The organism is Candidatus Micrarchaeia archaeon (genome assembly GCA_041650355.1).
GTDB lineage: Archaea > Micrarchaeota > Micrarchaeia > Anstonellales > Bilamarchaeaceae > JAHJBR01.
In genome coordinates, this window is the sequence record JBAZLI010000023.1 from 1 (window position 1) to 12,341 (window position 12,341).

Below are 12,341 nucleotides of genomic sequence, written 5' to 3' on the forward strand. Positions count from 1 at the left end.
AAATGGCGCGTGGGATATGATATTGTCTTTTCGATCGTGCCGTTCAGGAGCGTGCCCAGGGTAGGCGGGGGGACCGGTTACCGCACTGTGCGCGGAGACGAGCAGATGTACGGAGTTTCCGGCGGCGTGGCTTACGACGTCGCAGCCAAGGACGGCGAAAGGAAGATGAATCCGTACCTGCGCGCCGATGCCGGGGGAGTTACCGTGCAGGCTGAAGGAAAGCAGGGCGTAGGAGCCCAGGTGAGGGAAAACGCGCTGTTCGCGAGCGCGACTGCCAGGAGCGGAAGCAAGCCAGGGCTGAGGATGGGCGCGATGCTCGGGCCCATGGACGCAGGAGTGAACGTCCTCAACGGAAAATTTTCGGCCGGGATTTCGTGGCCCATGATTGCGTTCCAGACCATAATGGCAGGCATAAAGCGCGCAGGGGAGAGCAGGAAAATCGTGCCGCTGAACGAGAGCGGCAATATCAGGCTTGATGGCATAACCAAGGGGATGGAGATAAGTGCAAAGCTCATTGTGGAGAGCGGGGGCAAATACGATGAAAAGGACCTGAAGCTCAAAGTGAGCGAAGTGCTCAAGGTCAAACGAAGCAAGGAAGGCATATTGGAAGTTGAATTCAAAGCAGACGGGAAAAAATACGTGGCAAAACTGGAAAGCGAGCAGTGGGATGTAATGTCTGCCCCGGAGCCGGGAAATCAGGTCGTTATTTACGAGAAACCCGGCAGGCTCGGGAGTGTGGGTAGATTCCTCAAAAGATTTTTTCATCCTGGCAAAGTGGCCCAGGACGTTTTCAAAATCATGGTAATCAGCCCGGTGCTCGGAGTGAAGGACACTTATCACGCGTTCAAGAAGCCCATAGGGGAGATTTTCGACCCTGCGAAAATGAAGATATACAAGAGCAAGGATGAGTATGTTTTGGATTGCGAGAAAAAAATGAGGCGCGCCACCGAAGAGGGATTCTTCAGCTCCGCAAGGCATTACGCGTACGACCTCGTGGCCAACAGTTCAGGAGTAGCGAGGGCCGGATACATGCGGTTCCTGGACAGGATTGAGTGGGCGATCGCAAACCGCGGCTTCCCATTGGGATACATAAGCGGAGTTGGCTTCGGAAGGAAGAAGAAGATGGTGGAGCAGGAGATCGCCGGAAGGATGGAGAATGCGATTCACGTGCTTGAAATCGGGATGAAGCTCGGCAAAATCAGGGGCGGGAAATCAGAGGAAAGGCAGGCCACGGAAGCTGAGAGGGACGAGGCGTTCCTGTATCTGGACATGAAGATGACCTTCAGGACCAATCCCAAGGGAAGGATAATACCTGTGGAGCCTCTGCCACCCAGCCTTATAAACAAGGCTATAAAGGCGCTCAAGAGCGAGCAGGAGCGCAGAAACACCGCCTCGCCGGACGTGACTAGGGGCGAGTCCCTTGACGAGGACGTGAAAGTGGAGTTCAGGAAGCTTACGGTCAAGGATGCTTCGCTCCAGCGCATTTTCAGGAATTATACCAAGATAGTGCAGCGGATATACGAAAAAACAGATGACCCGCTGTGCAAAGCCACGCTCAAAAACGTGTACATGAACCTCACCGAAAAATACACGGACGAAGCGATGGGCGAACAGTACAAAGCCAACCGGGCCGCGTCTTTCGCAGAAGAGTTCGAGAGAGCGGGCATAATCAAGGGGAAATTCGGGGAGCTTACTGAGGAACAGATAGGGCGCCTCACTCCGGAACAGCTGAAAAAGGCGTATGATGCCGCATATGGGCCTAGCCCCACGCTTCAGCCTTGATTCTGACTTCGGAGGTTCCGAGGCCGAGCATTATCCCCTTCATCGCTTTGGAGAATTCCGCAGGGCCGCAGATGAATACGGTCGCGTCTTTCGCGTAATCCGCGTATTTTCCCATCATTTTCGAATCTATCCTGCCCAGCTCGTGCTTCCATCCTGATGGAGTTTCGCGCGTGAGCGAGTACACCACTTTTATGCCTGGGTTCGAGGCTTGGAAGGAATCGAGAAGCCCCCTGCACGCGACGAGGCTCTCGGTCTTGGCGCTGTAAAAAAGCGTGAACTTGCCATCGAGTTTTTTCTGCGAAACGTATTCGAGAATCCCCACCATGGGCGCGACTCCGGTTCCGGCTGCTATGCACACTATCCGCTCCTCGCCGCGGAATGCGAAATTCCCGAAAGGTCCGCTGACGCCTACTCTGTCGCCGGGCTTCATTTTGGATAGTATGGATGTGAAAGCCCCGCCGGTTATCTTTATCACGAACCTGAGTTCCGGGTTGAGGGGCGAAGATGCGATGGAGAATGCCCTGCTCAGTTTTCCGAAAGACCCGTTCTCGAGCTGGTGGAGCATCACGAACTGGCCCGGCTCGAATTTTATGTTTTTTCCATCCAGAGGCGAGAACGAGAATTCGAGCAGGGAAACGGCCAAAAGCCGCACTGAAGACAAGACAAACTCCTTCCTCTCCATGGGGTTTTAGATGGGGCACAAGATTTATAATCGTTGTTTGAGGTAGGTGAACGTATGAAAACGAGAATGGATGAAAGGAAGGCACCTGCGCATTCGGAAAGTACGTCTGGAGTGCAGAACATTGTGCCCGCCCGCATAAGCAAACCGCCCGGAAAACAGCGAAAAATCCAGGAGGATATCCTCCCAAGCCCGAATTATAAGCAAATAGACGAAGCTCGCGAGGCGCTTGAGAAATACGTGGGCAAGAAGGAGATGAATGCTCCTGGTTTTGGCCAAGCCGTGGCACTCTTGGCTGCCATAGTAGCTAAGCGCAGCGATTATTTCAAAAAGAATCCGGACCGCTACCACACCCCTGCAGAGCGTGTCATTATGACGCTTAAGGGGAACGAGGTGTGGACGTCAGGGAACATGGTGGACCATACGGAACCCGGAAGCCCGGAAAACATAAGAGCCAGGGAAATAGCCGGCATACTTGATGACTTCAACTACGTTCATGCTTTGGGCCCTTCTGCATACCGGCAGGGCGCAGACTTCATGGAAAAGTACGTGCTCAAAAAATAGGTGATGATATGGATTTTGGAAAGATGATAGGTTTGGCGGTCATGCCTATCGTGGTGCTCGTAGTGCTAGGAACACTGAGCGCGATAGCAGGGAGCATACCGCTGCTCAACGTGATTGCGTGCGTGTTCATGCCGCTCTACCTCATTATACAGCTGGGGGTCCTTATCTGGGCAGGCCATAGCGCGGCCAAGAGCGGGCTGGACATGGCCGGAGCCGCGATAACTGGCGCAATCGTTGCCGGAGTGGCTTCGCTCGTGAACGGGATAATCGCACTGCTCATTAATGTGGTGGCAGGCATGCTCGGAATGGGCATAACCGTCGCTACAGGGACCGACCCGACAGGACAGCTCGGGGGAATGCTTGGCGGAGGGCTGGTTGCAGTATTGTGCATACCCGGAGCGGCCATAATCGCTGCGGTAATCGGCGCGGTGCTGGCAGCAATAGGGGCGCTCATCGCGGGCACCAAAAAATAGATTCATTTTTTCTTCTTTTCCTCTTTTTCCCTTATGAACGAGAATCCTTTTTCTCTCAGTGTTTTCAGCGTGCCGCTCGATGCCAATGCGGTAGTGCGGGCTTTTTTCCCGTTCAGGTTTTCTATTAGCGCGAGAGCACCGAGCATGTCGTTGAGCGAATCGCGCGAACAGCGTGCGAGCGCGAGCCCCTCCTTCTGCTCGTATTGCATGAATTTGTACGAGAGTTTGGAATAGCCGTATTCGCCGAAAAAGCGCAGCAGGAAGGCGTACATCCCTTTTTTCACGTCTTCCTCGCTTGCCGGGGCCGCGCTTTTTACCGCGAAAACCACGTAGCGCTTCTTCATCCTCATTGCCGAGTACATAGGGATATTTTAAGTATTCGTTTTTATAAACAAATAAGGTGAGCGGATGGAAAAGGTCCTAATAGTTCTGGGAAGCGAAAGCGACCGGGAAATAGCGAAAAAAGCTGAAGATATTTTTGCGGAATTCGGAGTATCTTCCAGGACTGAAGTCGCGTCCGCGCACAGGAATCCTGAGAAATTGGAAAAGGTGCTCAGGGAAAGCGGGGCGGACATTGTTATCGCGATTGCTGGGTTGAGTGCGCATCTCCCGGGGGTGTGCGCATCCAAAACGGTCAAACCTGTGATTGGGGTGCCGGTGAACGCGAAGCTCGGGGGGCTGGACGCGCTTTTGAGCATAGTGAACATGCCCCCGGGAGTTCCGGTTGCGACTGTCGGAATAGACAATGGGAAGAATGCGGCGTTGCTTGCTGTTGAGGTTCTGGCTGTTTCGGACAAGGGGCTTGCGAAGAAGCTGATTGAATATAGGGAAAAGATGAAGAAGTGAACTTCCATGGCCTGAAGGCCGTGGCGAGACGTGAAAATATGGAACTCAAATTTCATTTTCCAGCGCTTTTGAAGAGATTGAAGCGCGGGCCTGCGATTATACAGCCCAAGGATATTGGGCTCATCGTTGCTTATACGGGCGTCGGGAAGGAGAGCGTGTGCGTGGATGCAGGCGCAGGGAGCGCGTTCCTCACGGTTTCGCTCGCGAACATATGCAAAAAAGTTTACGCTTACGAGAGGAAGCCTGAATTTTATGAATTGGCGAAAAGGAATGTGGAGAAAGCAGGGCTTGCGAACGTGGAGCTGAAGAACAGGGATGTATTCGAGGGGGTTGAGGAGAAGGAAGTGGACCTGGTGACGCTGGACCTGCCGGACGCGGAAAAAGGGGTTGCGATTGCGCATTCTGCGCTCAGGAAGGACGGGTGGCTCGTGGGCTACCTGCCGAACGTGGAGCAGGCCAAGGCGTTTTTCATGGCGTGCCACGCCAACGGATTCGTGGATATGTTCATGCTTGAGGGAATCGTGCGCGAGTACGAAGTCAGGGAGTACGGGGTTCGGCCTGCGCACCTGGGGCTCATGCACACCGCGTACCTTGTTTTCGCTAAGAAATAAAAAGGGCAAGCGGACAATAGTGAATATGGCAAAAGGCAGGAAATTGCTGTTTTTCGATATAGACGATGTGATTTTCCCGTCCACCGAATTCTCGAACCTCGCCAGGAGGAACGCGCTCAACGCGATGATAGAGCTGGGACTGGACGCGGATTACGAGAGGGTGGCGCGGAAGCTCGATGAAGTGATTAGGGAGAAAGGCTCCAATTACGCGAACCACTTCGATTACCTGCTAGAAAAGCTCGGAGTAGAGAGGGAAAAAAGGGCGAAGTTCGTCGCTGGCGCTGTCGGGGCTTACCACAACACCAAGGCGTCCATACAGCCCTATCCGGACGCTCCCTCGGCGCTCCTTAAATTAAGGGAAAAATATCCGCTCTACGTTGCGAGCGAGGGAATAGCCGTGAAGCAGTGGGACAAGCTCATATGCATGAAGCTCGCGCTCCTGTTCCAGGACGCTTTTGTTTCGGAGGATTTGGGCGTAGGAAAAGGCCCTGGGTTCTACAGGAAAATAGCTGGAATGGTCGGGGTCAAAGCTTCGGAGTGCGTGATGGTGGGGGACAGGGAGGAGAAGGACATAGCTCCTGCGAGGAAGGCAGGGTGGAAGGCGGTGAGGGTGCGCAGGAAAGGCGCGAAATATGCGCTGGGGAAAAGCGATGCGGACGCGGAAATAAGGTCGCTCTCCGAGCTTGCCCGAGTGCTGGAAAGCCTTTAAATATTGTTTATGGAAATAGAAAACTGAGTGGAAAGGTGTTCTATATGAATAAATCCTATTTCATTTTCGGATTGATGCTTGCCGGATTCATCATCCTGGCAGGATGCACAGGAGGAAGCACGAGCTGCGACTCGGACAAGAAGTGCAAGGAATGGCAGATTTGCGACATGGGAAAGAAGGTGTGCGTGCTTGCCCCGGAGAGGTGCAACGCGGACGCCGAGTGCAACGACACCATGAAGATGTGCAACGCCACGAGCCATAACTGCATGTACAAGACCGGCAAGTGCAGGCTTAGCGCGGACTGCCCGGGCTGGCAGTTGTGCGTGCAGGAGAACTGCACCGCGAAGCCGGGCTTCTGCGACGGTGATAGTGCGTGCAACGCCCAGCTCGAAAGGTGCCATCCGCAGACGCACACGTGCAGGCCCAAGCAGGGGCTGTGCTACAACAATTACGACTGCGAGTCCTGGCAGCAGTGCAACGTGGTCGAGAACAAGTGCGTGCCCCTGCCGGACAGGTGCGATTCTGATTACCAATGCCAGCTTTGGCAATATTGCAACGCATCCACCAACTACTGCGAGCCGAAAGCCGGGTTCTGCAAGAACGACCTGAACTGCGAGAGCTGGGCGATGTGCGACGAAAGCCTGAACAAGTGCATCGCAAGAAAAGGATTCTGCGCCACGGACAGGGAATGCACGACGTGGGAACTTTGCGAGCCTACCGGCCACTTGTGCCAGCCCAAGCGGGACATGTGCAACAATTACCTGGATTGTGGGAACTGGCAGTATTGCGATACGGTCCAGCACAGGTGCGGCACCAAAGTGGGTTATTGCGCGAAGGACAGCGAGTGCGCCTCAGGGGAGGCGTGCGACGAGAACGACCACCTGTGCAAATAGCCGGATTCGGAACTGGAATTATAAGTGGCCGGAATCAGTCTTCGTGGTTCTGCCACATATTTCTTTTCTTGTTGAGAAGGTCTTTCGCGACCGCGAGGAGTTGGGTGCTCACCTGGAGCGCTTCTGCCGGGGAGAGTTTTATTGCAGTAGCTGAAATAGTGTTCATAATCCTTACATTTATCACCCCGTCCCTGGGAAAACCGTTGCTTTGGGTGGGAGAATCGCTCTCTATCCGCAAAATAGTCCTGTGCTGTTCGCCTTTGTCGTCCTTCCACCAATGCACTATCTCGTCTTCTATCATGTCCATCTCCTTCCTTTCTGGGGCAGAGCTACTGCCGGAGGATTATTTATAAACAAAGAAAGAGGGATGGTTTCCAGTGGGTTTGTAACCATGGTTACAATAGTGAAACCAAAACTTGTGAAAATAAAATAAATGAAAAATAAAAGAAGATTACATGTCTTCTCCCATTCCACCGGGCCCTCCAGGGCCCATGGGCGCGCTCTTCCCCCTTGAACTGATGATGTCATCAATCCTGAGGATGAGCCTCGCGGTCTCGGTGGCGCTGGTCATGGCCTGCCTCTTGACTTTCGTAGGCTCGAGCACGCCGTTCTTGAACATGTCCCCGACTTTCCCTGCGAGCACGTCCACGCCGAAGTATTTCCCGTCCTTGTCCTTGTGCCTGTTCCTCAGCGCAACGAGGGTGTCAATCGGGTCCATTCCCGCGTTCTCGGCAAGGGTGCGCGGTATGCTCTCCAGCGCCTCTGCGAACCCCTGGATTGCGAGCTGCTCCCTTCCGCCTATCTCAGTCGCGTAGCTCATGAGGTCCTTCGAGAGCTCCATCTCCACGCTTCCTCCGCCGGTCACGAACGAGCCGTCTTCGAGGCTTGAGGAAACCGCGCCTATCGCGTCCTTCACGGCCCTTTCCACCTCGCTCACTACGTGGTCGGTGCCTCCGCGCACGAATATGGTGACGCTCTTGGGGTCCTTGCAGTTCTCCACGAACACCATCGCTTCGCCCGAGATTTTCTTCTCGACCACTGTGCCTGCGAAGCCCATGTCCTTATCGCTCAAATCGTCGAGGCTCGAGGCGACTTTCGCGCCTGTTGCTCTCGCGAGCTTCTCCATGTCGCTCTTCTTTACTCTCCTGACAGCCATTATGCCGGCCTTGGAAAGATAGTGCTGCGCGACATCATCTATGCCCTTTTGGCAGAACACCACGTTAGCTCCTGTGGACGCAATTTTGTCCACCATTTCCTTGAGCATCTTCTCCTCCTGCTTGAGGAACGCCTCCATCTGGTTCGGGTTGGTTATCTCGATTTTCGCGTCTGTCTCGGTCTTCTCTATCTCGAGGGCCGCGTCTATGAGCGCGATTTTCGCGTTCTTCAGGCTCTTGGGCATCCCTGCATGGACCACTTCCTTGTCCACGAGCACGCCCGTAATCAGGTCGGTGTCGAGCACTTCGCCTCCGGCCTTCTTCTCAATCTTTATGAGCTCCTGGTCTATGACGATTTTGCCCTCCTTTTTCTCGTGCACCTGCTTGAGCGCAGTGACAACGAGCCCGCCAATCTTGGCTTTCTCGCTGTCGCTCCCGATTCCCTTGGAGCCCATGGAGATGAGCGCTATCTTCTTCAGCGTCTCCACGTCGTCCGGATGCACTTTCTCCGAGGCCTTCGTGAGCAGTTCTTCAGCCCGCTTGCTCGCGAGTTCGTAGCCCTTTATCACCGAAGTGGGGTGTATGTTCTGGTCCAGCAGGTCCCCGGCCTTCTTGAGCAGGTTTCCGGCAATGACCACGCTGGTCGTAGTTCCGTCCCCTACCTCTTTGTCCTGGGTCTTCGCGACCTCGACCATGAGCTTCGCGGCAGGATGCTCCACGTTCATCTCCTCGAGTATGGTGGCACCGTCGTTTGTTATAACTATGTCCCCAAGGTCCGAAACGAGCATCTTGTCCATGCCCTTCGGGCCCAGCGTGGTCTTTATTATGTTCGCGACCGCGTACCCTATGGCGATGTTTATCCTCATCGCGTCCCTTCCCAGAATCCTCTGCGAACCCTCGGACATTACCGAGGAGTCCTGTCCTGATACTTGTCTTGCCATTCTATCACCTTAGATTTTTTGCAGATTTTTTTAGATTTACGAAAATTTGTCCTTTCAGCAGGATTGAGATTAGCACTTAGCCTGATGAAATAAGCAGACATATATGCAAGTGAAAATATTTAAAGGTTTTTCAGGGTAACTACCAGTGGGTGCAAAGATGGAAAAGAACATTTCTGACATTGACGGCGGCGTGCGGATTGTGCTGGGCATAATATTTGCCCTAATTTATACCGGAACGCTCGGCGTAAGCGTAACCTACCCCCTGAGCTGGGTGGTGCTCGCACTGGCGGTGATATTGCTGTTTACAGGCATATTCGGGTTCTGCCCGCTATACAGGCTGCTCGGAATCAGCACTGCGAAGAATGGGGGAAAGACCGAAGCTAAGAAGAAAAAGTAAGTGCACAAAATTTCATAAATTATCTGTCGCCTATCTGCGACAATTCGCTACGCAGCGTGGCGATTGTGCGCATTTGTAAATTGCCGAAAACAGCTGATTCAATTTACAAATACAATTAAAAATCCTTCTTAGCATCAAATAGTTGTCAGCGGCCATAGGTTGAGGGCAACACCCGTTCCCATACCGAACACGGAAGTTAAGCCTCTTCACGGCACCGCCATTACTGAGCTACGCTCGGGAAAGCACGCTGCTGCTGACACCTTTTAACGCTTATCAGATGGGATGCTGCGCTTTTCGCTGCGTTAAAAGGTGGCACTGACATTCACCCCCATTAATTCATAGGAACAGTTGCATTGCTGAATCTGGTTTTAGATAAATTTAAAAACATGGAAATATGTGTTATACGACATTAAGGTGCTAAAATGGCTGCCCAAAAAACAAAGTTGATGGATATTAAAGCAGAACGGAAAAAGATGAAAACACTGCTCGGAGAACCAAGGCCCCGAAACAAAGCGGGAGCGTTTGATGTTGAAACTGAGCGGAAAACAATAAATGGGATACTCAACTCCAGAAAACCCAGGGGGCACGAAAAAGAAGCCGGAGGAACTACCGGCAGCTGAGGGCCCCTCAGCGTCTGGGAAATCAGCAAACTATTTATATATTGCGCCGGAATTCATGCCGTATGGATTTGCATTCGGACATGAAGAAGCGCGCTACCGAAGAGGACTGGGAATACTTTGCGCAGATGGCGCGCACATTCGAGCTGGAGATAGAGAAAGGCGCGGAGGATAACGAGAAGGTCCAGAAAGAAATCCAGATGATAAAGAAGGTCCTGGAGGCGCACCTTTCCAGCGAGAAGGGCAGGCGCATCTTCGTCTCGGCGAGCAACATGGTGAAGCTCTACAGGACGATAGAGCGGCTCGAGACCAGGATTTCTCAGAACAACCGGCTGCACGGCGAATTCGTGAATTTCCTCAGGACGCTCCTGCACAAGATGAAGCAGGAGAAGCTCGTGGCTTACAAGACCCTGGAGAAAAGGCGCGAGTTCCTCATGCACAAGGACTTTGAGGACAGCGTATGACCATTTATTATTCGGAGCCGGTGAAGCTCGAGATAGTGGGCAGGAGCGTCTTCGTCAACGGCGAGGTCAAGGAGTTCAGCGTGCGCAACTTCTCTGAGCTGAACGAGGTGCTCATGAAAAGGCAGCAGGTGCTCAATGATTTCCCGCTCTACTTCATGTTCCGCTCTATTGTTGTCAAGGAAGGGCTCAGGTACGACATCACTATCATCCCTCCCAGGAGGATAGATGGGGAGTACGCAAAAACCTACGGCCATTACCACCCTCTTGCCGAAAACGGGCTGAGCTACCCCGAGGCGTATCAAATTCTAGAGGGAAGGGCGCTTTTCGTGCTCCAGAAGCCCAGAAGCGACGCGAGCGTGGACGTGATGGTGACGTACGGGGAGAAGGGGCAGGCGGTACTCATACCCCCGAACTGGGGCCACAACACGATAAACGCGAGCCCTGACAAGGTGCTCATTCTGGGAAACCTTGTAGCCGATGGCTTTGAATCAGATTACTCTGCATACAAAAAGGACCTGGGCGCGGCCTATTACGTCACTGATTTCGGGCTAGAGCCCAACGGCAATTACGTCGTGCGTAAAACCGAGAAGCTGAAGGCATCTGATTTGAACGCGAAATACGGCTTCGAGTGCCCGGACCTTTTGAAGGAATTCTGGGCCAATCCCGGAAAATTCGAATTCCTGAAAAAACCGAGTCTTATTACAGGGCGCTCAGCCTAGGCGCTCCACTTTCCCGCTCGCAATCTGGGCGCTCCCGCCGCCTTTTCCCCCGTATTTCTTCACCACTTCCTTCAAGATATCGTCCGCTCTGAATTTCGATTTCCTTCCGGCGGCGCAGACGAGGTTCATGCTTTTGTTCGCGAGCGCGAGCGCCCCGTTTTCGCTCATAGCCACCATCTGGGCCATTTTCATGAGCGTCTGAACGTCCGCGTCCACGATTTTGAACACGTATTTCCCGCTCTTTTCGCTCTCGGCCACAAGCTTGGTCACTTCCTGCTCGGCCAGGACTGCTGAAAGCTGTTCTATCCTCTTGCCCCTTTCCTTCCATTCCTCGAAGAAGCGCTCCACTGTGCGCGGCAGCTCGGATTCTGAAACAGAAAGCTTTGAAGACGATTCGCGCAGGAGCGCCTCCTGCCTCTGCACGTACGCGAGCGCGCCCAGCCCCGTGGAATAAGTTATCCTCTCCAAACCATCCTGCACGCCCTCGCGCTTTATTATCTTGAAGAAACCGATTTCCCCTGTGCTTTTGTTCATGTGGTGCGTCCCTCCGCAGGCTTCAGCATCCACCCCTTCTATTTTCGCAATCCTTATCTCTTTCCCAGGCACAGCGCCGCCCTGGTAAAGACCGAAGCCGTATTTCTCCTCGGCTATGTTGCGCGGGAGCACCTCCGTAGTGATCGCAATGTCATCCATAACCCACTCATTCACTTTTCTCTCTATCTCGTCCAGCTCCTCCTGGGTTATGCGCCTGTAATGAGTGATGTCCAAGTGGGCCTTGTCCACGTCCTTGTGCGAGCCGCCCTGCCAGATGTGCCTGCCGAGCACCAGCCTCGCGGCCGCGTTGAGCATGTGTGCCGCGGTGTGGTTCTTGGAAATCGCCTTTCTCCGCTCCAGGTCTATTTTCCCGACCGCTTTCTGGCCAGGTTTGAATTGGGAAACTCCCTCGACTTCGTGCAATATCACTCCTGCGACCTTTATCACGCTTTTAACTTCCTTCCCGCCCATGGTGCCCGTGTCCGCGACCTGGCCCCCGCTTTCGGCGTAGAATCCGCTCCTGTCCAGCACGAGGTACTTCTTCTCCACTACGCCCAGGACTTTCGCCTCGAACTCCCCGAGTCCTGAATAGAAGAGCGCCTCTGTTTTCGGGAAATGCGCTACGTCTATTTTCGGCTCCGCCTCCTCTGCCTCGTCGGATGCGCGCGCGAGCTCGTAGAAATTCTCCGGAACCTCGACTTTAACACTGCTCTTCACGCCCAGTTCTGCAACGTACTCGGGAGGCACGCCGTGGCTTGTGTAAAGCACCTTCAAATCCTCGAAGTCCACCTTCTTCCCTGAAGAGAGAACGCCCATCACTTTCCCGCGCGACTTCTCCTTCGTCGCGAGGAACTTTTTCTTTTCCTCCCCTATCACAGCGGCGGTGCTTTCCGCGCCTTCTTTCAGGTGCGGGAAAATCCCGTGCAGGTGCTTCGCGTGCCCTTCCATTATCTTTTCG

General features: G+C 53.7%; 16 protein-coding genes and 1 rRNA gene. 12 read left to right on the forward strand and 5 right to left on the reverse strand.

Annotated elements, in window-relative coordinates; all coding sequences use genetic code 11:
• Window positions 1-1,782: hypothetical protein (locus WC488_02480; GenBank protein ID MFA5077268.1), on the forward strand; the 1,782-nt coding region annotated here is incomplete at its 5' end.
• Here WC488_02480 and WC488_02485 read toward each other — a convergent pair.
• The gene (locus tag WC488_02485) at window positions 1,760-2,464 is read right to left on the reverse strand and encodes an FAD-dependent oxidoreductase (protein ID MFA5077269.1); all 705 of its coding nucleotides are present in this window, start codon (window positions 2,462-2,464) and stop codon (window positions 1,760-1,762) included. The two genes, WC488_02480 and WC488_02485, sit on opposite strands and share 23 nt — an antisense overlap.
• 54 nt (window positions 2,465-2,518) lie before the next feature.
• Here WC488_02485 and WC488_02490 point away from each other — a divergent pair, with 54 nt between their 5' ends.
• Both WC488_02490 and WC488_02495 read left to right on the forward strand, forming a co-directional pair.
• Complete coding sequence (locus WC488_02490) at window positions 2,519-3,025, forward strand: hypothetical protein (protein ID MFA5077270.1); 507 nt, start codon at window positions 2,519-2,521, stop codon at window positions 3,023-3,025.
• Window positions 3,026-3,033: 8 nt separating this feature from the next.
• On the forward strand, window positions 3,034-3,498 hold the full coding sequence (locus tag WC488_02495; GenBank protein ID MFA5077271.1) for a hypothetical protein: 465 nt from the start codon (window positions 3,034-3,036) through the stop codon (window positions 3,496-3,498).
• Between the two features lie 2 nt (window positions 3,499-3,500).
• On the opposite strand, the gene WC488_02500 is transcribed toward WC488_02495, so the two are convergent.
• On the reverse strand, window positions 3,501-3,860 hold the full coding sequence (locus WC488_02500; protein ID MFA5077272.1) for an Rpp14/Pop5 family protein: 360 nt from the start codon (window positions 3,858-3,860) through the stop codon (window positions 3,501-3,503).
• 46 nt (window positions 3,861-3,906) lie between these two features.
• Here WC488_02500 and purE point away from each other — a divergent pair, with 46 nt between their 5' ends.
• Genes purE through WC488_02520 form a run of 4 tightly spaced genes read left to right on the forward strand, consistent with a single transcriptional unit; the run spans window position 3,907 to window position 6,557 of the window.
• Window positions 3,907-4,344, forward strand: coding sequence for a 5-(carboxyamino)imidazole ribonucleotide mutase (gene purE, locus WC488_02505; GenBank protein MFA5077273.1), 438 nt, complete (start codon window positions 3,907-3,909; stop codon window positions 4,342-4,344).
• 20 nt (window positions 4,345-4,364) lie between these two features.
• Entirely contained in the window at window positions 4,365-4,955 is a 591-nt protein-coding gene (locus WC488_02510; GenBank protein MFA5077274.1) for a methyltransferase domain-containing protein, read from the forward strand.
• Window positions 4,956-4,980: 25 nt separating this feature from the next.
• The gene (locus tag WC488_02515) at window positions 4,981-5,664 is read left to right on the forward strand and encodes an HAD-IA family hydrolase (GenBank protein ID MFA5077275.1); all 684 of its coding nucleotides are present in this window, start codon (window positions 4,981-4,983) and stop codon (window positions 5,662-5,664) included.
• Window positions 5,665-5,708: 44 nt separating this feature from the next.
• Complete coding sequence (locus WC488_02520) at window positions 5,709-6,557, forward strand: hypothetical protein (protein MFA5077276.1); 849 nt, start codon at window positions 5,709-5,711, stop codon at window positions 6,555-6,557.
• 34 nt (window positions 6,558-6,591) lie between these two features.
• Here WC488_02520 and WC488_02525 read toward each other — a convergent pair whose 3' ends face one another.
• On the reverse strand, window positions 6,592-6,864 hold the full coding sequence (locus WC488_02525; GenBank protein ID MFA5077277.1) for a hypothetical protein: 273 nt from the start codon (window positions 6,862-6,864) through the stop codon (window positions 6,592-6,594).
• 144 nt (window positions 6,865-7,008) lie between these two features.
• Entirely contained in the window at window positions 7,009-8,652 is a 1,644-nt protein-coding gene (thsB, locus tag WC488_02530; protein ID MFA5077278.1) for a thermosome subunit beta, read from the reverse strand.
• A gap of 157 nt (window positions 8,653-8,809) precedes the next feature.
• Here thsB and WC488_02535 point away from each other — a divergent pair, with 157 nt between their 5' ends.
• From WC488_02535 to WC488_02555, 5 genes are all read left to right on the forward strand, one after another.
• Window positions 8,810-9,049: a DUF2892 domain-containing protein gene (locus tag WC488_02535; protein MFA5077279.1), complete on the forward strand. Its 240-nt coding sequence runs from the start codon at window positions 8,810-8,812 to the stop codon at window positions 9,047-9,049.
• A 144-nt stretch (window positions 9,050-9,193) separates the two neighbouring features.
• Window positions 9,194-9,308 (forward strand): 5S ribosomal RNA (gene rrf / locus WC488_02540).
• Between the two features lie 163 nt (window positions 9,309-9,471).
• Window positions 9,472-9,669: a hypothetical protein gene (locus tag WC488_02545; GenBank protein MFA5077280.1), complete on the forward strand. Its 198-nt coding sequence runs from the start codon at window positions 9,472-9,474 to the stop codon at window positions 9,667-9,669.
• Window positions 9,670-9,731: 62 nt separating this feature from the next.
• Entirely contained in the window at window positions 9,732-10,130 is a 399-nt protein-coding gene (locus tag WC488_02550) for a hypothetical protein (GenBank protein MFA5077281.1), read from the forward strand.
• On the forward strand, window positions 10,127-10,849 hold the full coding sequence (locus WC488_02555) for a glucose-6-phosphate isomerase family protein (GenBank protein ID MFA5077282.1): 723 nt from the start codon (window positions 10,127-10,129) through the stop codon (window positions 10,847-10,849). The genes WC488_02550 and WC488_02555 overlap by 4 nt, the downstream gene beginning before the upstream one ends.
• Here the strand turns inward: WC488_02555 and WC488_02560 are convergent.
• On the reverse strand, window positions 10,841-12,341 hold a 1,501-nt coding region (locus WC488_02560), incomplete at its 5' end, for an alanine--tRNA ligase-related protein (GenBank protein MFA5077283.1). The genes WC488_02555 and WC488_02560 overlap by 9 nt on opposite strands.

What these genes read in the sequence shown, in the direction of transcription:
- WC488_02515 (MFA5077275.1), top strand. Translation starts at nt 4,981, where the DNA reads ATGGCAAAAGGCAGGAAATTGCTGTTTTTCGATATAGACGATGTGATT.
- WC488_02500 (MFA5077272.1), bottom strand. Translation starts at nt 3,860, where the DNA reads ATGTACTCGGCAATGAGGATGAAGAAGCGCTACGTGGTTTTCGCGGTA.
- WC488_02555 (MFA5077282.1), top strand. Translation starts at nt 10,127, where the DNA reads ATGACCATTTATTATTCGGAGCCGGTGAAGCTCGAGATAGTGGGCAGG.
- WC488_02495 (MFA5077271.1), top strand. Translation starts at nt 3,034, where the DNA reads ATGGATTTTGGAAAGATGATAGGTTTGGCGGTCATGCCTATCGTGGTG.
- WC488_02490 (MFA5077270.1), top strand. Translation starts at nt 2,519, where the DNA reads ATGAAAACGAGAATGGATGAAAGGAAGGCACCTGCGCATTCGGAAAGT.
- WC488_02520 (MFA5077276.1), top strand. Translation starts at nt 5,709, where the DNA reads ATGAATAAATCCTATTTCATTTTCGGATTGATGCTTGCCGGATTCATC.
- WC488_02550 (MFA5077281.1), top strand. Translation starts at nt 9,732, where the DNA reads ATGGATTTGCATTCGGACATGAAGAAGCGCGCTACCGAAGAGGACTGG.
- WC488_02535 (MFA5077279.1), top strand. Translation starts at nt 8,810, where the DNA reads ATGGAAAAGAACATTTCTGACATTGACGGCGGCGTGCGGATTGTGCTG.
- purE (MFA5077273.1), top strand. Translation starts at nt 3,907, where the DNA reads ATGGAAAAGGTCCTAATAGTTCTGGGAAGCGAAAGCGACCGGGAAATA.
- WC488_02545 (MFA5077280.1), top strand. Translation starts at nt 9,472, where the DNA reads ATGGCTGCCCAAAAAACAAAGTTGATGGATATTAAAGCAGAACGGAAA.
- thsB (MFA5077278.1), bottom strand. Translation starts at nt 8,652, where the DNA reads ATGGCAAGACAAGTATCAGGACAGGACTCCTCGGTAATGTCCGAGGGT.
- WC488_02525 (MFA5077277.1), bottom strand. Translation starts at nt 6,864, where the DNA reads ATGGACATGATAGAAGACGAGATAGTGCATTGGTGGAAGGACGACAAA.
- WC488_02485 (MFA5077269.1), bottom strand. Translation starts at nt 2,464, where the DNA reads ATGGAGAGGAAGGAGTTTGTCTTGTCTTCAGTGCGGCTTTTGGCCGTT.